The organism is Trichococcus alkaliphilus (assembly GCF_003008695.1).
GTDB classification, from domain to species: domain Bacteria; phylum Bacillota; class Bacilli; order Lactobacillales; family Aerococcaceae; genus Trichococcus; species Trichococcus alkaliphilus.
On record NZ_PXZT01000004.1, the window covers coordinates 151,398 to 172,889 of the forward strand.

The window sequence follows — 21,492 nt, forward strand, 5'->3', positions numbered from 1 at the left end:
AAAAGAGCCTGTCGTGCTGTTTCGCGGACAGTTGGCGGCAGTCATGCGCGAAATCGCCTGAAAAGTCGTTTCTGCAACTGAATAATTGGTGAGTTTCGACGCCAAATGAGGGAACACATGTATAATTGTGTTCCCCGTAAAACGTTGATTTATCAACACCAAAATGGTATGCTTTTTTTATCGAAATCAACCGAAAAACCCCGGATATCGGAGGGCATAAAATAAAGAAAACAAGAGGACATTTCAGTGAATACCACCCATGCAATCAAAGACATCAGCCAAATCCAAATATTGATGGACGTTTATCCGCCTCACTCGAAAAATCGCCTGCTACTGGAGTATGCCATCCGGACAGGTCTGCGCATCAGCGACATCCTGAACGTGAAGGTAGGGCAAGTACTGGGGAAAGAGTCGTATCAGATCGTCGAGATGAAAACGGGCAAGAAGAAAGAACTGGCCATCCATGACCGCTTGAAGCAATCCATTTCGGATTATGTCGAAAGGGAGGGGCTGGCTGCTGCTGATTATTTGTTCTATTCCAACGCCGACAAGAGCAGTCATATCAAGCGTACGCAGGCACACCGCATCATCGCGCATGCAGGGGATATGATCGGCATCACTTTGAGCGCCCATTCGCTGCGCAAGAGTTTCGGCTACCATTCCTACAAGCAGGGCGTCGACATTTCCCTGCTCCAAACAATTTTTCAGCACTCTTCACAAGCGGTCACACTCCGGTATATCGACATCACCCAGGAGAACATCAACAACGTTTACAAACGGGTCGATTTCGGATTTTAACCACAATAAAAAAATAACGCGTTTTGAGAGAGTTTCGTGATGGTGGATACATCATTCCATTTGAAATCGCCTCAAAATGCGTTTCTGCAAAATCAGCAAAAAGTGCACCTTGCCAAAATGGGCAGGGTGCACTTTTTGTGAATATGAGATAGGTTTATAAACCCAAATCTTTCTTCATTTTCTCAAGCTCATCTTCGACAGATGCCGATCCTTGGCTGGCGTATTTTTCTTCCAGCGCTTTCGCTTCATCGATCGGTTTCATGTTCAATTCGGACATCGCATTCGCCTGATCCAACATTTTGTCGGCTTTTTCTTCCATCCGTTCAAAAGAACTCATGGCACCTTTCGTGCTGGCGATGGAATCCGTCGCTTTGTTCAGGGTTTCCTGGGTTTTGGCGACCGCTATCTTGGATTTGATCATTTCGCGGCGGGATTTGAGAGTTTCGATGTCGGTTGCCAGTTTATCATGCATCTGGCGCATCTTGACGGCATTTTCATGAGCCGAAGCGTACGAAGTAGCCAATCCTGCACCGACATTTTCCAATTCCTGCTTTTTGGTCAGGAAGATGCGGGCATCGTTCTCATTGCCGGCTTCCAAGGCTTTTTTGGCATAATCGGTGTATTTGATGACCTCTGCCTGGTTTTCATCGACTAAACGCTTGGTCCGGGTCTCTTCTGCCATGACCCCGGCTGTGCTTCTTTTGACTTCAGCCAAATCTTCCATCATGTCGCGCAAGTATTGGTCGATCATTTTTGCCGGATTTTCCATTTTGTCGATCAAAGCATTTATGTTCGCGCTGATGATATCCGAAAATCTCTCTAGTATTGCCATTTCTGTTTCCTCCTTATGGGTTCGTGTCTTCCTGGGTTTCGTCTTCTGCCTGCGGAGTAGGGCTGGTATCGACTTGCTGCGGGACATCGGTATCATATTTTTTCGTCAGTTCTTCCGCCTCGGTGTTGCCGAATGTATCCAACGGAGTCTTCAAAATGTCTTCGGTTTGCTGCGCTTCCAGATTCTTTTGTTTTTTGGCATGACGCCACCATAAGAACAGAAGGGCGAGCAGGATGGTGACGCCGAACACGATCAGAACAGCGATCCATGGGGAACGTGTGACTTTCATGATGCGATCAGCAGAATCCCGGAACGCATCGCTGAAAAACTCTTCGTCCGTTTTGTTGTCATCATAATAGTAGGAATCGATGTAATCAAGCAAGACATCGCCAGCCTCTGTGTCGATGACGGTGGCCGCCTGCGTGCCGACCACATAATAATCCATGTACATGCTGGGCTGATATTCGAAGAATACCAACAGCAGATGGGCTTCGTCCGCAAAAAGCTCGTTATATTTTTCATTTGCGAAGTTTTCCAAATCCTCCATCGAAGGATTTGTCGAACCATTGATGTCATCAGTCAAATACAGATAGGGTTGCACACCGGTTTTCTCGTAGAAATGCTTCAATCCCGAGGTCAATTCAGAACGGTTTCCGATCCAACCGATCGTGTCTGTGTAATAATCCGTTTCCGTGACCGACCCATCCGGAAGGGGCTCCCGTTCCACTGTAGAAAGGGTGATTTCGTTGTTGCCGCCCGAACCGGAAAGTGAAGATCCAGTATTGAAAGAGAAAATCAAACCGAAAACAACAACCAGAATGATCACGACCAATGCAATCATACCGCAACCTAAACCGCAGCCTGGAGCACCTCTGGGACTTCCACCGGAATAATTGGGACCGCCGGAAGATGGCCCTCTGATAATGGGGCCGCTCCGGAAAATCGGACCGCTTGAACCGGAAGAACGGGGGATATTAAACCCGCCGCCTCCAAAAGATCCGCTTCCTCCTTTGCTTCCACCACGACCGCCTTTACTGCCGCCGAAGGAACCGCCTCCAAAAGAACTGCCGCGACCACCGCTGCTGCGGCCTCCGCCACCACGACTCCCGCCGAAAGAACCACCACCTCCCCGTGATCCGCCACCGCCTCCTCTTGCCATACACACACCCCCTTGAGTACTTGTTTTCCTCATCAAAGTCAATCTATCACAGTGCGTAAGCGCTGTCAATTTAAAGCCATTGGATAAATATGCCAACACTTACAGCCCTCAGAAAAATGCATGTCAGATTTTCTGACGAATAATGTAACAATATCATCGACAAAATCAGAAAGAAACGGTAAGATATTCTTACATAGAGTCAACAAATTGTGTTAATTGAACGGAAATCTGCAGCAGAAACAAAATGTTGTGGGGAAAATGCGGAAGGGGTGGGCCAAGTGAAGTTGACCGAAGGAACAGAAATAGACGATTTTTTATTTTTGACGAAGAATGGAAGTTGTAAAAGTTTCCGATCTCAGCTGAAACGCGATTTCACTGCGGTGATTTTCCTGAGACATCTGGGCTGCGGTATGAGTCAACTGGACATGCTGAAATACCGGGATGCCTATCATTTCCTCAAAGATCAGGGGATCGAGATCATGATGGTGATACAAGGGGCAGAAGCCGCTGTTTCCGAGAGAACAGCAAAAATGAAAATCCCATATACCGTCATAGCGGACCCTGAGCAATCCTTGTATGAACACTTTGATATCCCTTCAGCGGATTCAATGCGCAATCTTGTTTACGGCGTTTCCGAAGAAAAACTGCTGGAATTCGAATACTATGGGATCGAATGTCAACGTTTTGAGGGAAATGAACTGCAACTGCAAGCGACAATCGTCGTCGATAGAAAAGGGCAAGTTGTTTTGAGCCATTACTCAGTAAACATAAGCGACGTGCCATCTCCATCAGAATTGTACCAAATGTTGCAGGCTGTGCCTGTAAGAAGCTGAAAATAAAAAATCAGAAGCGAATGCGACCATTTTCCGACAGAAGGAAAGGGCGCATCCGCTTTTTTGTTGTCTTTCCTCCAAACGCTATCATTCGTCCAATCAGCTCCCATGGTGGTAATATATAGTTGTAAACGAAACTGTTAGCCTGTCTGGAGCGAGGAGTGAATGGTACTATGAAAAACGTAACAGTCAACAGATTGAAATTGGAGCAGTTTTTGCTGGTTCTGAAAGAAAGGGTGGCTCCGGAATACAAGAGTCAAACGGAACAAGATATCCTTGCCTTCATGGAAGAAATCGTGACTGAGCAAAGAAAAAACGTGAATTATGATGATTTGATCAGGAAGGTTCAGTCCTGTTCAGGTTGCAATCGTGCTTATCTGGAAGCTGGGCTCGACATCCGTATGAATAAATTTCCCCATGGCTCTTTAGCCGAACTGGTCGTCAACAGCGTGGATACGGATGATTATCTCACATTGCTGGAAATCGAAAATCCTACTGCATCAGATTTGGAATTTCTTGAGGAAGTCAAAGAAAAGCTTTTTGCGTACTTCGACTGACAACTAAGATACTTGATCAGGCTTATCTGTGATTCGGGCAGGATTTTATCCAGCTCAATCAGCTCGGATAAGCCGATTTGCATTTCAGGCTTATACTAAGACCTGTTATATAGAAACTCCTTTAATTCAAACCAAGTGACCCAAATACCAATGCAAACCTTCCTGTGCCTTAAGATTCCTTCAATCGCGGCTCAATAACTTTAATCAGCTGGCCCTTCAACAATAATTATCTGCAGCGACCTGATTATGTCAATCCATGTCAATCTAATCCATAAATGCTTGCAATCGTTGATCGTCCAGCTAATTATTTTGTTGGATTGCCAGCATTTATAATTTGATTAACCCTAAAGCAACGAATCCAACGGATAAACATGAAAAATAATGCCTTTGCTGCCCATATTTATCAATAGATAACCTTAGATAACCTTAGTCGATTTTTTTGGACCTACAAAAACGTGAAAAACGGGGGATTCAGGCCGCATCAAATCGTATCTGGTAAAATTCTATATTCTAGTTTACATAATATATATTATACAAAGATAAGTATAAAAGTTATGAGTAACCGCAATAATCAAATTCATCCTGATCGCACCACCTAAAAATAGCAAAATTGCGAAATAACCACTGTTATCGCAATTTTGCTACATTATGTTATTTATTTGTTATTTTAACTTATTCCGTGCCAACTTCATCATGCATCGAATCAATCGCTGCGTATAATATTTCTTCCGCAATCAAATCTTTTGATCTCACCGAAATTTGGATCGGTTCTTTATCCGCTTGGTAAATGATCACTTCGTTTGTATCTTTGTTGAATCCTGCATATTCTTTTGAAACGTCATTTGCTACGATCATGTCCGCATTTTTGCGTTTCAGCTTGTCCAACGCATAATGTTCGACTTCATGCGTTTCTGCCGCAAAACCGATCAAAAATTGACCCGTTTTTCTTTTTCCGAGTTCGGCCAGGATATCCATCGTTTTCTCCAAAACCAACGTCAAATCCTCGTTCGTTTTCTTGATTTTTACTGACGCTTGCGTTTTGGGCCTGTAATCTGATACAGCAGCAGCCATGATGACCATATCGAGATTGTGAAATTTATCTAAAACTGCCGTCGCCATTTCTTCGGACGATTGTACGTATATTGGTTCGACCCCAAAAGGAATCGGCAACAGATTCGTTGCGGTTACCAATGTCACTTCAGCGCCTAAGTCACGAGCGGCTTTCGCCAAACTGTAGCCCATTTTGCCGGAAGAATCATTGGTGATGAATCTGACCGGGTCTATGCGCTCTTTTGTTCCACCTGCCGTGATGAGCACCTTTTTGCCTTTCAAAGGCAGTTCTTTGGCGTTATTCAGAACGACCAGCTGCGCTGCTTCAACAATATTTTCCGGTTCAGGCATGCGCCCTTTGCCTTCGTATCCTTCAGCCAAAAAGCCCGTGTCAGGTTCCATGATTTCATAACCATAACTTTTCAGAGCTTCCATATTCCTTACTGTAGCCGGATTCTCCAGCATATGCTGGTTCATGGCAGGCACGATCAGCCTTGGAGCCGTCGTCGCCAATAGCGCTGTCGACACAAAATCATCGGCAATGCCGTTTGCCATTTTGGCGATGATGTTGGCTGTTGCCGGCGCTACGACGGCAAGTTCCGTCCAATCTGCCAAATGGATATGGCTGACGAATTGTGCATCTTTTTCATCGAAGGTGTCTGTGTAGACATCGTGCTTGCTCAAAACCTGAAAAGTCAACGGCGTGACGAATTCCTGAGCGGAAGCAGTCATCGCAACTTTGACTTCTGCTCCGGCTTTGATGAATTTTCTGACGAGATCGGCTGCTTTATAGACTGCAATGCCGCCCGTTACATATATGGTTACTTTCTTGTTTGTTAACAAATTATACGCCCCGCTTACATTCGACTATTTTTTTTGCTGTTTGCCCTCGTGGCTAGCGATGAAGGCTCTTGCCCGGCTGATGAATTCTTTTAGCACTTTGATCCGGGCATATTCTTTTTGGTTCCCTTCGACAATGATCCACGGAGCATCTTTCGTGTCCGTCCTGGCCACCATTTCGTTCATGGCTTCTTCGTATTGCTCGAATTTTTCATGGTTTCGCCAATCTTCGTCGGTCAGTTTGTGATTCTTCTCTGGATCATTTTCCCGGTCTTTGAAGCGTCTTTTTTGCTCTTCCTTGTCTATCACAATCAGGAATTTAAGGATCAACAAGCCATCGTCGACCAAATTATGTTCCATTTCATTGATTTCTTCGTACGCTGCGGCCCACCGGTGCTCTGGCGTGAAGCCTTCTACACGTTCCACCAGCACGCGCCCGTACCAGCTTCTGTCATAGATGGTCATTTTTCCTTTGATCGGGAAAGTTTGATAGAAGCGCCAAAGATAGTTATAGCGACTTTCGTTTTCGGTGGGCGCGGCTGTCGTGGCGACGTCATAACTGCGGGGATCGATCAACCTAGTCAAACGGCTGATTGCACCTCCCTTTCCTGCTGCATCCGTACCTTCAAACACAAGGATGCAAGGAATCTTTTTCAGCCACATTTCATAGACCAATTCGCCCGCTTCTTCCTGTAGTTTCTCCAGTTGCGCTTCGTATTCTTCTTCTGTTATGGCCGCTTTCAAATTGATATGATCCAGTGGCTTTTCCTTCAGGCCAGGACGAATCGGCACACCGGGTTCTTTTTCAGCTTGTTCCAGGTGGGTCTTCAAAGTGCTGCTCACGATGCTTATCGCTTCCCGGGAAGCGGCTTTCAGATCCTCTGTGGAAATCACGTGCCATGGCGACTCCTCGAAATTTGTCGCTTCCATTATTTTGTCGAAGTGATTCAAATATTTAGTGTATTTTTTGAGTTGTTTTTCGTCATCTTTCGTGATCAAGAATTTTCTGTACGGATCTTCTTTCAATTTCTCAATCCGTTTTTCCATCGTTTTTTCCGAGTGATGCAGAAATAATTTCAGGACGATTGTGTTGTCGGCAACCAGCATGCGCTCCAGAAAACTGATGTAGCCAAGGTGATGTTCCAGGCGTTCATCCTTCACTTTCAAATCGTTCATGAGCTCAGAATAGAAACTGCGATCAAAAAAAGCAATCCGGCCTTTTCCGGGCAAATCCCTCGCAAAGCGCCATAAAAACGGATGATCTGCATTATCGTCCATTGCATCATCGAAGACGCTTACTTCGAAATAACGCGGGTCCAATTCCCTAGTCAGTTCTTTCAATATATACCCTTTACCTGATGATTCCCAGCCATCGACGATGATTAGCATGGAAGAGTCGCTGTTTACCAGTTTTCTTTGCAAAGCGGCCAATCCGTTGCCAAGTTCGGATCTTTTTGTGCCGGATAATGTCGTGTCCTTTTTGTCAAAATCGAAATCTGTTAACATATGCTACGCCACCTTTTCTGCTTTTTACTATTTTATCATAAAACAGATTGAAACAAAGTGATACGGATTAGCTGTTAATTGAAGCAACCGATTTGGAGGTAGTTACTCCGCGTAAGGGACAACTTCCAATGTGATGTGATTGTAGTCGCCGATAATTTTTGAAACAGGACAGCGTTTGTGGGCGGATTGCGCAAGTTTCTCGACGGCTTCCATCTCCATGCCTTCGACCGAAATAAAGGCCTTTAAATCGAAATAAAATCCTTTTCCGTCTTCTTCCCTGCAGAAATCGACATGCACTTCCGCTTTGCTTCGTGCCTCAGCTCCCCTTGCCTTAAGCAAAGCCTCAATTGTAGCATTCAAGCAAGTCGCCCATGACAAGCCAAATAACTGTTCCGGATTGAAGCCGGCTAAATCCTTCAGTGGGTCTGAAGTTTGCAAGGATTCCCCATCCGAAACAGATACGGTCCCATTCAATCCCTCATCATTGATGACTTCTGTGTGGTATAACGATTTACTCATTTTAAATAGCCCCTTTCCAGTCATGAAATTTGTTGCTGCTTTCATCTATCTTAACATGATTCACCGCATTTGGCTGAAAAAAAACAGCACCGGATATCCCCCAATGGGAAATCTGGTGCTGTCGGATGTTGCGCGATTACGCCGTGATCAACTGTTCAAGCAAATCAGGTCTGAAACCGAAAAACGGCTCCACGCCATCAAAAACGACTACAGGCAAAGATTGGAAACCCAACTCTTTGACTTCGGCCAAGGCCGCTTCGGATTCCTGGATGTCTTTGATCTCATAACGGATGCTGTTATCATCCAAAAATTTCTTTGTGAAATTGCACTGCATGCAATTCGGTTTCGTATATACTGTGACGTTCTTGTTCGACATAATGGTTCCCTCCATTGATTATCCGATAAAAAATTTCTTTTCGAATAAAGCTTATGGATACATCATACAGTATTATTGATTAAAAAACAAACCATATCTAGTGGTTTGCAACAAAAATGAATCAATCCAGATCGATGGAAAGTTCCTGCGCAGCGGCCGAAAATCTGATTTTTTCATAGACGAAATTCATGCTCGGCGGGAAGAAAAGCATGCTGATGATGGTCCCTTCGCGCACAGTGATGGCCGTGTCGGTAGAAAATGCGATCAGCAATGCGGCTGCGATCAACAGCACGTCGACCATTTGGCGCACTTTCCCAAAGTTGAAGCCAAAACGGTTACTGAAGGCCATACAAGCGCCCTCCAAAGGCATATTGATGTAATTCAAAGCCATCATCGATCCGACCCCGATTGCGGCTATAATGCCCCCTAAAATGACCATCGCGATCTTCACCCAGTACTGGTCGATCGCCAAACCGGAAAATACCGTATAAAGCATCAGGTTCATCACTTGTCCAAGGATCAATGTGACAGGAATTTGAAATAATTGTCTGAGCGAGAAATCTTTTTTCATTAATAGCCATTGGATCGCTACACAAGTGATATTCAGTATGATTGCCAACGTTCCGATTTTGATGCCGGAAAGTTGGTTGATGCTCATGTTAAGGGCTTCGTAGGCACCCACGCCGACGTTGGCTTTTACTGTTATGCTAGCTCCGATAGCAGTTATGATGACCGCCACGATGACCAGTAACATGTTCTTTAAATGTTTCGTCATTTTTTCACCTATCCATTCATTATTCTGCTAAGTCATTATAAAGAAATAAGCAACGAATTGCAATTCGTTGCCTACTTCGGATCTTCTATTTATTTTGAGTAGACGACCTTGCCGTCCACTAGTGTATAAAGCGTTTCGCCTTTGACTTTCCAGCCGGTGAACGGCGTATTTGTCGCTTTCGAAAGGAAGTCTTCGCTGCGGATTTCGTATTCGTTGGCCAAGTCGAAGATGGCGATATCCGCTTGGGAACCGATATCCAGTGTTCCGGATTCCATACCGAACAATGTTGCTGGCTTGACTGTCATCCAATCAACCAGTTGTTTCAAGGTGAAGACGCCGCCCAAAACGAAGTTGGAATACATCAGTTGGAAAGCTGTCTCGATGCCGACGATGCCGAATGGAGCACCGACCATGCCGCCTTGCTTTTCTTCTTCGCCGTGCGGTGCATGATCGGTTGCGATGCAGTCGATTGTGCCATCCAACAAACCTTCGATCAAGGCTGCACGGTCCTCAGCGCCGCGCAATGGCGGATTCATTTTGTAGATGGCAGTATCCGTTGGAATGGAACCATCTATCAGGATCAAATGATGCGGAGCTACTTCGGCAGTGACATGGATCCCTGCACGTTTGGCATCACGGATGACGCGTACGCTTTCTTTCGTGGAAACATGGCAGACATGGTAATGACAGCCTGTCGCTTCCGCCAAAAGAACGTCGCGCGCGATTTGGGTCGATTCCGTAACACTCAAGATGCCGGGAAGATCCAATTCGTCGGAACGGGTGCCCTTATGCATCACGCCTCCGAACAAAAGCGAGTCGTCTTCTGTATGCGCAACAAGCGCGACGTTATTCTTTGCGGCTTCCTTCATTGCCAAATACATCGTTCCGGCTGTTTGGACACCGACACCGTCGTTGGTGAAGGCGAAAGCGCCGGCTTCCAATAATTGCTTCTGATCGGTCAGCACGTCACTGCGCAAGTTCTCGGTGATGGGCGCGTACTGTTTGACTTTGATGATGGCTGTGTCTTTGATCAGCTGTTGGATCCCAGAGAATTTTTCGGCTGTGTCCGGAACTGGATTCAGGTTCGGCATTGCACAGACTGTCGTGAAGCCTCCGCGAGCGGCTGCCTGTGTTCCCGTTTCAATCGTCTCTTTATAAGTGAAACCTGGTTCACGCAAATGCACGTGCACGTCGATCAATCCGGGAGTTACCAGACCGCCCTTGGCATCGATGACTGTGGCATCCTCAGCCGTTCCTTGCAGATCCTGGCCGATCGCGGCAATTTTATCGTCTTTCACATATATCTCTACAGGAATAAGTTCCTCTTTTTGACCCAACATTTTCGCATTTTTTATCCAAACTGACATGTTATCCCTCCACTGGTGAATTGTAATGGTTATACGTTTGTTGTTCTACCGTGCACGATGGCTTCCAATATGGCCATTCTCGCAAAGACGCCATTCCTCATCTGCGTCACTATCCGCGAACGGCGGCATTCCACTAGGCTGTCCGCTAATTCCACGTCGCGGTTGACAGGAGCGGGATGCATGATGATGGCTGTTTCTTTCATGCGTGCTTCGCGTGCGACTGTCAATCCGAATTGGTCGAGATACTCTGCTTTAGTATAGCGCATTGCTTTTCCGCCATGACGTTCCGTCTGGACGCGGAGCAGCATCATGACATCGACTTCTCCGATGATGTCATCAATGTCCATGTGAGTGCCGTATTGGTCGAAAGTAGGATCATACCATTCTTCAGGACCCGTGAAATAGACGGTCGCTCCAAGTCTTTGCAGCATCTGCATGTTTGTTTTGGCGACGCGCGAGTGGGATAAGTCGCCGCAAATGGCCACCTTCACTCCGCTGAATGTATGGAACTCTTCATAGATCGTCAACAGGTCAAGCAAGCACTGGCTCGGATGCTGACCGGCGCCGTCTCCGCCGTTCACGATGGACGCGGTAACGCCCGGGCTTTCAATCAACTCTTTGTAGTAGGCTTCTGCGCTGTGGCGGATAACGACCACATCCACGCCGATAGCCGACAAGGTCAGGACCGTGTCATACAGTGTTTCGCCTTTGCTGACGCTGCTTGTCGAAGTGTCGAAGTTGATGACTTGCATCCCCAGTTTGTGTTCCGCCATTTCGAAACTTTTGTGTGTGCGTGTGCTGTTCTCGAAAAACAAGTTCGAAGCGTAGGTTCCCGCAGTCAAATTCCTGTCAGGTTGGGCGCCGTTTTTGAATTCGGATGCACGCAGGATCAGGGACATGATTTCCAGATTCGTGAGTTCCTCGACACTTACAAAGTTTTTTAATGCGATCTGATTTGTTGTCTGCATCATTTTAAAGCCCTCCAATTAGTTTTTTTGTGAATGGAGGCAAAAAGAACCCGAAGAATTTGTAAGCTCTTCAGGTTCTAGGCCAGCCGCTCCTGGATTTGGATACAGAGCGGCCATCTAGTGACCTTGCGGGCCTCACAGGACCCCCTTAAAGTCTCACATTCGCTATTAAATTGTGCGATAGGATAAATCTCCAGAAAAAAAGCCCATGGTCAAAGAGACAATGGGCATAAAGTCATGATGAAGGCGCAGTACGCCTGATATGCTCCTTAGTAGTCTCTCTGGACTCTCGTTAAAGGAAATTCATTCTGTTGCTAAAATAATAACGCGCACAGGCGCTTTTGTCAATGCTGGCCAGGCGGATGCTGTGTTTTTTCTCGATCAAACATGAAACAGCCCCTTAGCCGATGCGCACCGGCTTGGAACGGTCATCATGTCCGATGAAGGCCGTTTCCCATACCCGGAACCCGTACCGCGAAGCGTAGTTGCGGCATACAGCCAGAAAAGAAGCCGTTTTTCCGTCCAAAGCCAGTTGGGTGAATTGCCCGATGAGCAGACCATCGATTTTTTCGAACGCGCCCAACTGTTCAAGTTGCGCCAACCCGCTGCACATCGCTTCGTATCTGCCGCCTGCCGATTCAAGGACCAGCACTTTGTTTTCCAATTCCGGCCAATAAGGGGTCCCTGCCAGCTTCAGGAAGCAACGCAGATTCCCGCCTGCAAAAACTGCCGAAGATTGCTGATAGGCACTGTTTCTGCCTATTTCAAACGTTTCAGTCCAGTCTGCATCGATTTGGCTGACCAAATCACGAAGGGCTTGTGTTTGGAATGCTTCCTCCCGGCTTACTAGCACTTTGGGATTATAGAGGATATTCTGGATGCCGGTTTTGGCTTGGATGGCATTCACGATCACGGAATTATCGCTGTAGCCGAAATAAGGCTTGGGATTCCTTTTGATGACCCCGAAATCGAGATAAGGCAATATCTCGTTGGCCAAATCCCCGCCGGAGAGGTCAAATATCGCTTTTACGCTCGCATCGGAATAAAGGGACAATAAAGCCCCTGCACGGGATGCAGGGGCCTCGGTTTGCTGTGTCTCTTTATCCAGGAAAAGGACGTCACTCATTACCGTCTCAATGCCAAAATCATGCTTGAGTTTCCGGCTGAGCGACGAAAAGATTTCCTGCGAGCGATCATTATTCGTTAATCCGTTCGAACAGCTGATGAAGCCGATCGTATCTCCCGGATTCCACATAAAGATCACTACCTTTCTGTCAGACTAAGATGTCTTGGATGGATAATTCCTGAAGTTCAGCAAATACTTTTTCGGGAGTCAATGTTTTCTTCGTTTCAGCGTCATAATCATTCATGATTTGACCATGATGCAGCACTAGCATGCGGTTACCGTACTGGATCGCGTCCTGCAGATTGTGGGTGATCATGATGCTGGTGAGGTTATTGTCGAGTACTTGTTGATTCGTCAATTCCAGAACCAATTTAGCTGTTTTCGGATCCAACGCTGCCGTATGTTCATCCAGCAGCAGGATGTCCGGTCTTTTCATCGTTGCCATCAGTAAAGCGATAGCTTGTCTCTGACCGCCAGACAACAGCCCGATATCAGAGCCCATCCGGTTCTCCAGGCCTAAGCCCAATTTTTTAAGTTCCTCTTTGAAGAATGCTTTTTCTTCATGCGAAGTACCGAATCGCAGCGTCCGTTTTTGGCCTCTGCGGTATGCCAGAGATAAGTTTTCCTGCACAGTCATCCGTGGAGCGGTACCCATTTTTGGATCCTGGAAGACCCGGCTGATGTAAGGCGCACGCTTATCCTCTTTCAGGAACGTGACATTTTGTCCGTTTACGATGATGTCGCCTGTGTCAGGCAGGAAGTTTCCGGAAATGGCATTCAACAAGGTTGATTTGCCGGCTCCGTTCCCTCCGACCAAAGTGATGAAATCGCCTTGTCTGACCGTCAGATTGACGTTCTGCAGTGCGTTGACCTGATTGGGTGAACCAGGGTAGAACGTTTTGGAGACATGTGACATCGTCAAAATCGCTTCCTGATTAGTCATTTCGCTTCACCTTCTTTCGCAATGAGTACATATAATAAGTTTCCTTGATTTTCGGCAACGCCAAGAAGAAGGTCAACAATACAGCTGAAATCAACTTGAAGTCATTCGGGTTCATGCCGGCTTCCAATACCATGACCATGATCAAGCGGTACAGGACCGAACCGAGCATCAGGCAAACCAAACGCATTTTGAAAGAGACGTTCGTGAACAATACTTCTCCGATGATGATTGAAGCAAGACCGATGACGATCGTTCCGATACCCATGCTGATGTCGGCGTAGCCATTGTCCTGGGCGATGATGGATCCCGCCAAAGCGACGATCCCGTTCGAAATCATCAGGCCGACGATTTTCATCGTGTTCGTGGAAATACCCAATGAGCGGGCCATTGCTTCGTTGTCACCCGTTGCGATGACAGCTTGACCGAATTCCGTTTTGAAAAAGATGACGTAGAGCCCGATGATCAGGACGACTACCAACAAGCCCAAGGTAATGGTGTCGAAATGTCTGGGAAGATTCATATTTTCGAAAACCGTGAAAATCGTATTTTTGCCCAACAGACTGATATTTGCTCTTCCCATCACGCGCAGGTTGATCGAATAGAGGCCGGTCATCGTCAGAATACCTGCCAAAAGGCTGGGAATCTGCAATTTTGTGATCAAAAAGCCAGTGATCAGTCCGGCTGAGCTGCCGGCAATGATGGCAAATATAATAGCGATATAAGGATTTGCTCCTAATGTGATGGCTTGAACAGCCACAGCCGCACCGAGGGGAAACGCACCCTCGGTTGTCATGTCGGCCAAATCCAAAATGCGGAAACTTACAAATAAACCCAGTGCCAGAATACTCCAAAGCAACCCTTGGGAGACGGCGGAAATAATCATGTTCATTAAATCTACTCTCCTTCTCCTACAAAGATGGCATTTTGTGCGACATCATCGGGAATCGTGATGCCCAATTGGTCGGCTTTCGCTCGATTGATGACCAGTTGAATGCCAGTCGCGTATTGTACAGGATAAGTTGCGGGATCGGCTCCTGCCAGGATATCAGCTGCCACAGCACCAGTCTGGGTACCCAACGCATATTGATTCAAACCAATCGTCGCCAACCCGCCTTCTTCAACCATCGTGTCCACAGCGGGGAATACCGGGATGTTGTAAGAATCCGCAACCGGGATCAATGTCGCTAAGCCGCTTGCGATGGTGTTGTCTGTCGGTACGTAGATGGCATCCACTTCGGAAGCAAGGCTTTCAGCGACTTGCGCGATATCGTTCGTGGAAGTGACTGTTTTCGTGACTGTCTTCAAGCCTAGTGAAGCAGCAATTTCCTCAGCCTCTTTAGCGGAGCTGATTGAATTGTCCTCTGCGGATGAATAAAGGATACCTATCGTTTTGGCTTCAGGAAGCAACTGTTGAATCAAAACAAATTGATCGCGGGCAGGAGTCTTGTCGCTGACACCGGTGATGTTGCCGCCTGGTTTTTCCATTGACTCCACGAGACTAGCAGCTACCGGATCCGTGATGGCTCCCAAAATGATCGGAATATCGCTGGATGCGTTCGCCAAAGCTTGTGCTGCAGGGGTAGCGATGCCGATCATGATATCCGCGTCATTCGAAACGAACCGCTCCGCAATCGACTGCATATTTGACTGGTCGCCTTGCGCATTCTGGAAATCGATTGTTGCCGTTTCGCCGTCCACATAGCCGGCTTCTTCCAATTGGTCGATGATGCCTTCCCCGATCTGATCGAGTGCCGGGTGGGTCGTCAATTGCATGATGCCAATGTAAGGCAAATCCGGATTGATGCTGTCGGTGGAGCTTGCAGCGGAACCGTCCGAAGAGGTGTCCGAATTATTGGCATCCGAATTACCGCATGCCATCAATACTGTCGCTGCCATTAGGGTCAAGATACTTGCGCGTGCTCTGAATAATTTTTTCATTTCTGATTCCTCCAATTTTTATGCTTCTTATTTTGTAAAAAGGTGATAAAAAAAGCCGCCATCTGAACCAAGTATGGCGGCTGAATACAGAAAACGCCACACAGACCGATATTGTCTATGTGGCGGCTTAAATATCTTTAGTAATCCACATAGATACTGTTCAGATGCTTCATCTGAGGCTGTATCTACGGACAATCAATACGTCACAAAGAACAACCTACTCCACGTGGCTTTGCCAATCGAAAAAATTCAATTTGGAAACGCGAGTATATGCAGACATGATTGATTGCTCCTTTTTGATTGATAATTTAATAGTAACCAATGGGAAAAACAAAGTCAAGAGTAGGATTAGAAAAAGATGAGGTATTCTCATATTACTTACCTTTTCCATTCCGCAAAACAAAAAGCATGATCAAGGAACCACCCTGTGATCATGCTTTTTCCTTTGATTGACCCAAAAAAACTTCGGGGGGAAGTTCAAGTTGGCTTTCAAAATGATTTCACCTATTCTGCGTATACATGTAACCGAAGGGTGCTGAATAAAGGATGGATATGCATTGAATAATGGCAGTATAAGTTTGCTGATTTAGCTTATGAAAAAATGAGCAAAAAACCATACCCTGCAACCTTGTTGATTCATCCATTACGTACTCCATCCCCCCAAGGTTATCCTCATCACCATGCCCAGCAATGAGATTTTTAATAAGCGACAAGCCCCAAGTTTAGTTGTCGCGATGGATTCAGTTTGGATATCGCAATCCTTTTCTTCTGCAACACCGCATGAAGTAAAGTTGATGACTTTCTGTTAGTGGTCATGAAGGAACAGCAGGCCCCCATTATGATGGGCTCCAATCACAGTGGTGCTGATATTCAAAACACACGATGACAAGTGAGTTGCAACCGCTTCCATGTTTCGATTACTTCCTTAGTATAAGTCACCATCGTTTTAAAAGCAACATTTTTATGTAAAATTGTTATTTTATTTATTTTTGAGTGCAATGATCCCTGTGACCTCCATCCTGAATTAATTTCCAGTCGTGTAAATTGATGGAATGAACTTCCAAAATCGTTCACCAAGGATCCCGGGGTAAAACACTAAAAATACCTATGTATAAGCATTTCATCATACTATCTTTACACTCTGTTCACGAAAACTTTACATTTGTTGAATGAGATATCCGACACAACTTGCATTGTTGTTTATTAAAAATTGGCAAACTCTGAAAATCAAATATAATGTCACTATGTTGATTGTTCACTTGGGAAACTAACAGTATTTTGTTTTCATCCACCCCTCCCGAATTTTGAATGTCCAAAAAACGAATAACTCCCCTTGCCTTTCAGGACATCGGAACGTCTGCATGGTGCTCCGAAAGAAACTTGAAGGAGCAATCATCGAAGAGATTCACTAATTAGGCAATGACCGGATCGTCATTTTCTCTTTTCGGAACTTCGATGAACTTGGCGACCAGCAGCAACCGGAGCCCCTCGCCGAATTGATACTATTCTTGTTTAAATACACTTTATAGTTGTCGCATTTTTTAACAACCACTCGTATGGAACATGTGTTTATTTATAAATCTACTTCTTTTAGAAAAATAAAAGTAAAAACCCGAATATTTTCGCATGTTTCTTCTTTCTTCTGATATTATCCGAATTACCAAAACTTATGTTTGTGTATTTTGTTCGTTGTTAGGTTTGAATATTACCTTCTTGCATGCCGTTTTGGATATCTGTCATCCGGTGAATGACAATATAGGTACATACCAAGTGCGCCTTCCCTTATGGTTTGCACCAAAATATGACACAAAGAAGAAACACGCCAGACGCCGGAGATGATATGGTATAATGAAAGGCGTATATTGACATGTACTAGGAGGTGTTCTCATGTCTTTTGATGGTGTATTTACACGTGCCATGGTCAAGGAATTGAACCGCGACCTGGAAAACGGCAGGATCAGTAAGGTCTATCAGCCGTTTCAGCACGAAATTATTCTTACCATACGAGCCAATCGGAAAAATAAACGGGTATTGCTGTCAGCTCACCCATCCTACGCTCGGATACAAGTAATCAATGATAACTTATCCAACCCCGATTCAGCGCCCAATTTCTGTATGGTGCTGCGCAAAAATCTGGAGGGTGCCTACATCGAAGACATCCAACAATTGGGCAACGACCGGATCATCATTTTCTCGTTTCGGAATTTCGATGAACTCGGCGACCAACGCCAGATGGAATTGATCATCGAATTGATGGGTCGCCACAGCAACATCTTCCTGATCGATAAGCAAACCAGGATGATCATCGATTGCCTGAAGCATGTGCCGTTTTACCAAAACAGTTTCCGGCCGCTGCATCCAGGCGTCGCCTATCAGTTGCCGCCCCATCAGGACAAAGCGAACCCTTTTGAGATGGAAAAAGAGGAACTGGCATCTGTCGCAGCTACATTCAGCGATGAATTACCGCTGTTCAAATCATTGCAAGGAGCTTTTCAGGGCTTGGGCAGCGATTCCGCAATGGAAATCAGCTACTATACGGAGCAGGATGGATTGTCTGCAGCGGATGCGATTCTCGCATTTAAACAACAACTGGACACGGCTATCCCTACATTGACCGAGGAATCCGCAAAGAAACAACATTTTACCCCCTTCCCATTCCGGAGTCTTCCGGGAGAGAAAAGGCATTACGACAGCCTCAGCGAATTGTTGGACGCCTACTACGATGAAAAAGCATCCCGGGACCGCATCAACCAAGTGGCTTCCGAGCTACTACATATCGTCAATACGGAACGCAAGAAGAATCAGCTGAAGCTGAAGAAGCTGGACCAGACGCTGTTGGAGACGGAAAAAGCTGATGTCTACCGGATCAAGGGAGAGATCTTGACGGCCTATCTGCATCAAATGAAAAAAGGCGATATGGAAGTGACGCTCAACAACTTCTACGATGATGAGAATCCGATCACGATTGCTTTGAATCCAGCGCTGACCCCTTCCCAGAATGCCCAAAAATACTTTTCCAAATATCAGAAACTCACCACTGCCGTCGCATACGTGAATGAGCAGGTCGAACATACCCATGCGGAGAACGAATATTTGGAATCCATCGAAACGCTGATCCAACTCTCCGACCCGCAGGACTTGGAGGACATAAAGGACGAGCTGCGCGAATCTGGATATTTGAAGAAAAAGTACAAAGGTAAACAGAAAAAACACAAAACCAGCAAGCCCCACAAATTCCTGTCATCGGACGGCACGACCATACTGATCGGAAAGAACAATGTGCAGAACGACCAGCTGACGCTGAAGACGGCAAAAAAATCGGATATTTGGCTGCATACGAAAAACATACCCGGTTCGCATGTAATCATCGAAAGCAATCACCCTTCCGAGGAGACGCTCTTTGAAGCGGCGACCTTGGCCGCTTATTATTCCAAGTTCCAGAATTCTTCGAACGTCCCTGTCGACTACGTTGCGGTCAAGAACATCCGCAAACCAAACGGCGCGAAACCCGGCTTCGTCATCTACGAAGGGCAAAAAACCCTTTATGTAACGCCGGATAAGGAACTGGTCCGGACGCTGAAGGCCGATTGAGAGCAGGTTACCGTTGCATCGCAATATCGATAATACAAAGTCCGCTTCTCCTAAAGCGTGCAAAGAGGCCCGAGAAATATTTCTCGGGCCTCTTCTTATGCCTGCACGATTTTCGTATTTGTGCTGTGCGGAATGTATGGTCCCATCATCCCTACTTTCACCCATTGATCGTCTCATTAACCACTCACCGATCGACATCAGAATGTCCTTTTTCTTTTTGAACTTGAGGGTATGCCCAAACCCATGCGGTATTTCGCCACCGTCCTGCGGGAGATGTCGATTCCCTGCGCGGTGAAATGATCGGCAATCACCTGGTCGGAAACCGGCTTTGCCTTTTCTTCGCGGCCGATCATTTCCTTTATTTCGGTTTCAATCACGATGGATGAGATGGCTACCTGATCCCCGTCATCCTCTTTCATAAAACCGCTCCGGAAGAAAAAACGCAATTCAAAGATACCTTTCGGAGTCGCCATGTATTTGTCGTTCACGACTCGGCTCACCGTCGAAATACTCAGGTCCGTTAGTTTGGCGATGTTTTTCATCGTCATAGGCTTCATCGATGAGGCTTTTTCCAAGAAATAATCCGTCTGCAGCTGCAGGATTGCTTCTGTTATTTTTATGACGTTCTGCGTCCTTTGGAGGACACACTGCTGGATCCAGGAAATTTCTTTCTTTTTTTCTTCCAGATAACGTTTCATATCTTTATCCGCCAACGCCAACAATTCGCTGTAATAGTCTTCGTTGAACGCGACCGATGGCAGGCCCCTTTGATTGAACGAAACATCCAGTGTATTGTCCTCGGCTATGGCTACAAAGATGTCCGGTTCGATGAAGACCGTCTCCTCGAATGTGGTCTCCCACTGCAGCTTCGTCTTCAGCTTGCTCATGTAGGTGATGATTTCAATCAGTTCGTCATGGTCGATCTCCTCGGCGTCCATAATCGACTCCAAGCGATAGGTAGAAAGTTCCTTGAAATAGTTTTCCAGTATGTAGTAGGCCAGCGGGGGCGACTGTTCGTCCCTTTCGGTCTGCAGCATCAGAAACTCCTGCAGGTCGCGGGCACCGACACCGGGAGGATCCAATTGCTGCAGCAGCGTCAAGGCATCCAACACTTCCGTTTCCTCGGCTGCAGTTGCCTCCGCAGCCTCTTCCAGCTTGATATCCAAATAGCCGTCATCGGTCACATATCGGATGAGGAACAGCACCAGCTGCCTGAGCGGCGTGTTTTTCATATTCAGATAGATCTGTTCATGCAAAAAATCATAGAGCGACTGATTCTTGCTTTCCATTCGTTCATACCAAGGCGTCTGATTGTCCGCCGTGTAAACATTGGAGACGGCCACCGCACCTGTGTCCGATGCCCGCTTTTTGATGTCCATCAACGGATTCCCCAATGCCTTGTCCTCAATGTAGGCGGAAAGTTCCGACATGGGCATCTGCAAAATGTGCAAAGCCTGCCGCAACTGCTGCGTCATCCGGATCGATTGTTGCTGCGTTTGTTTCAGTTGGAACTCCTGCTTCGCCATCATTTTCACCTCGTTTCGTCCTTGTCAAAAAACATATGCAAACAGTATACCACCATTAGAGCGCTTACTTGCAAAAAATTAATGAGAACCCCCCGCAAACAAGATTCAAGCTCTTGTTTACGGGGGGTTCTCATTATATTCATTTTAACGTGAGTTTAGCCCTTGAACCAGTTCTCAGGGTCTTTGCTCCAGTCTTTCAACAAATCCAGTTCAGCTTCGGAGATGTAGTTTGTTTCATGGGCAACTTCCAGTAGTGTGCTGTAGTTGGATAAAGTGTCGATCGCTAAACCGGCATCGGCGAAGTTTTTCGTTCCTTTAGCCAATTCATAAGTGAAGATGGCGACGCAGCCTAATACGTTTGCGCCTTCCAGTTCAGCTGCTTTGGAAGCTTCGATGACGCTGCCGCCTGTGGAGATCAAGTCCTCGACTACGACCATTTTTTGGCCTTCGGTGATTTTGCCTTCGATTTTGCGGCCTGTTCCGTGGTCTTTCGCTTTGCTGCGGATATAGACCATCGGCAAGTCCAAAATGTCAGCGATCCAGGCTGCGTGCGGAATGCCTGCAGTCGCAGTTCCAGCAATCACTTCTGCATCCGGGTATTTTTCTTTGATCAGATCAGCCAATCCTTGCGCGATCTGTTTGCGCACAGCCGGGAAGCTCATAGTCACACGGTTGTCGCAGTAGATCGGGCTTCTCAAGCCAGATGCCCAAGTAAAAGGGTCTTGGGGGCTTAAACTCACTGCTTTGATGTCCAATAATGATTTTGCTACTTCTTTTGCTATCGTCAT

General features: G+C 46.3%; 19 protein-coding genes. 4 read left to right on the forward strand and 15 right to left on the reverse strand.

Annotated features, from left to right (window positions below; genetic code table 11):
* Positions 1-246 precede the first annotated feature (246 nt).
* Positions 247-798 carry a tyrosine-type recombinase/integrase gene (locus C7R73_RS05485; RefSeq protein ID WP_106449520.1) on the forward strand — a complete coding sequence of 184 codons (552 nt, stop codon included), beginning with the start codon at positions 247-249 and terminating at the stop codon, positions 796-798.
* A gap of 154 nt (positions 799-952) precedes the next feature.
* Here the strand turns inward: C7R73_RS05485 and C7R73_RS05490 are convergent, their stop codons facing one another.
* Complete coding sequence (locus tag C7R73_RS05490; protein WP_106449521.1) at positions 953-1,630, reverse strand: PspA/IM30 family protein; 678 nt, start codon at positions 1,628-1,630, stop codon at positions 953-955.
* A gap of 13 nt (positions 1,631-1,643) precedes the next feature.
* Positions 1,644-2,789, reverse strand: coding sequence for a hypothetical protein (locus tag C7R73_RS05495; protein WP_205076473.1), 1,146 nt, complete (start codon positions 2,787-2,789; stop codon positions 1,644-1,646).
* A gap of 278 nt (positions 2,790-3,067) precedes the next feature.
* On the opposite strand from C7R73_RS05495, the gene C7R73_RS05500 reads away from it, so the two are divergent.
* Both C7R73_RS05500 and C7R73_RS05505 read left to right on the forward strand, forming a co-directional pair.
* Complete coding sequence (locus tag C7R73_RS05500) at positions 3,068-3,622, forward strand: redoxin domain-containing protein (RefSeq protein ID WP_161525871.1); 555 nt, start codon at positions 3,068-3,070, stop codon at positions 3,620-3,622.
* Between the two features lie 173 nt (positions 3,623-3,795).
* Positions 3,796-4,179, forward strand: a complete 384-nt coding sequence (locus C7R73_RS05505) for a hypothetical protein (protein ID WP_106449523.1) — start codon at positions 3,796-3,798, stop codon at positions 4,177-4,179.
* A 672-nt stretch (positions 4,180-4,851) separates the two neighbouring features.
* Here C7R73_RS05505 and coaBC read toward each other — a convergent pair.
* The 11 genes from coaBC to trpX all read right to left on the reverse strand — a co-directional run bounded on the left by coaBC (position 4,852) and on the right by trpX (position 15,587).
* Positions 4,852-6,072 carry a bifunctional phosphopantothenoylcysteine decarboxylase/phosphopantothenate--cysteine ligase CoaBC gene (gene coaBC, locus C7R73_RS05510; protein ID WP_106449524.1) on the reverse strand — a complete coding sequence of 407 codons (1,221 nt, stop codon included), beginning with the start codon at positions 6,070-6,072 and terminating at the stop codon, positions 4,852-4,854.
* 24 nt (positions 6,073-6,096) lie between these two features.
* Positions 6,097-7,575, reverse strand: coding sequence for a phosphate:AMP phosphotransferase (locus C7R73_RS05515; RefSeq protein WP_106449525.1), 1,479 nt, complete (start codon positions 7,573-7,575; stop codon positions 6,097-6,099).
* Between the two features lie 102 nt (positions 7,576-7,677).
* Entirely contained in the window at positions 7,678-8,094 is a 417-nt protein-coding gene (locus tag C7R73_RS05520) for an OsmC family protein (RefSeq protein ID WP_106449526.1), read from the reverse strand.
* Between the two features lie 136 nt (positions 8,095-8,230).
* Positions 8,231-8,470 (reverse strand): glutaredoxin-like protein NrdH, encoded by a 240-nt coding sequence (nrdH, locus tag C7R73_RS05525; RefSeq protein WP_086941426.1) that lies wholly within the window; start codon positions 8,468-8,470, stop codon positions 8,231-8,233.
* A gap of 121 nt (positions 8,471-8,591) precedes the next feature.
* On the reverse strand, positions 8,592-9,245 hold the full coding sequence (locus tag C7R73_RS05530; protein WP_106449527.1) for a YczE/YyaS/YitT family protein: 654 nt from the start codon (positions 9,243-9,245) through the stop codon (positions 8,592-8,594).
* 89 nt (positions 9,246-9,334) lie between these two features.
* Complete coding sequence (locus C7R73_RS05535) at positions 9,335-10,612, reverse strand: dihydroorotase (RefSeq protein WP_106449528.1); 1,278 nt, start codon at positions 10,610-10,612, stop codon at positions 9,335-9,337.
* Between the two features lie 29 nt (positions 10,613-10,641).
* Positions 10,642-11,583, reverse strand: a complete 942-nt coding sequence (locus C7R73_RS05540; protein ID WP_106449529.1) for an aspartate carbamoyltransferase catalytic subunit — start codon at positions 11,581-11,583, stop codon at positions 10,642-10,644.
* A gap of 397 nt (positions 11,584-11,980) precedes the next feature.
* Entirely contained in the window at positions 11,981-12,835 is an 855-nt protein-coding gene (locus C7R73_RS05545; RefSeq protein WP_106449530.1) for an LD-carboxypeptidase, read from the reverse strand.
* Positions 12,836-12,854: 19 nt separating this feature from the next.
* The gene (locus C7R73_RS05550) at positions 12,855-13,649 is read right to left on the reverse strand and encodes an ABC transporter ATP-binding protein (protein ID WP_106449531.1); all 795 of its coding nucleotides are present in this window, start codon (positions 13,647-13,649) and stop codon (positions 12,855-12,857) included.
* Positions 13,642-14,538, reverse strand: a complete 897-nt coding sequence (locus C7R73_RS05555) for an ABC transporter permease (protein ID WP_106449532.1) — start codon at positions 14,536-14,538, stop codon at positions 13,642-13,644. Before C7R73_RS05555 ends, C7R73_RS05550 begins: the two co-directional genes overlap by 8 nt.
* Positions 14,539-14,543: 5 nt before the next feature.
* A complete protein-coding gene (gene trpX, locus C7R73_RS05560) occupies positions 14,544-15,587 on the reverse strand; it encodes a tryptophan ABC transporter substrate-binding protein (RefSeq protein WP_239992574.1) in 1,044 nt (347 codons plus the stop codon).
* A gap of 1,887 nt (positions 15,588-17,474) precedes the next feature.
* On the opposite strand from trpX, the gene C7R73_RS05565 reads away from it, so the two are divergent.
* Positions 17,475-19,178 carry an NFACT RNA binding domain-containing protein gene (locus C7R73_RS05565; RefSeq protein ID WP_106449533.1) on the forward strand — a complete coding sequence of 568 codons (1,704 nt, stop codon included), beginning with the start codon at positions 17,475-17,477 and terminating at the stop codon, positions 19,176-19,178.
* 197 nt (positions 19,179-19,375) lie between these two features.
* Here the strand turns inward: C7R73_RS05565 and rpoN are convergent, their stop codons facing one another.
* Both rpoN and pyrE read right to left on the reverse strand, forming a co-directional pair.
* Positions 19,376-20,707: an RNA polymerase factor sigma-54 gene (gene rpoN / locus C7R73_RS05570; protein WP_153060351.1), complete on the reverse strand. Its 1,332-nt coding sequence runs from the start codon at positions 20,705-20,707 to the stop codon at positions 19,376-19,378.
* 152 nt (positions 20,708-20,859) lie between these two features.
* Positions 20,860-21,492 (reverse strand): orotate phosphoribosyltransferase, encoded by a 633-nt coding sequence (gene pyrE, locus C7R73_RS05575; protein ID WP_106449535.1) that lies wholly within the window; start codon positions 21,490-21,492, stop codon positions 20,860-20,862.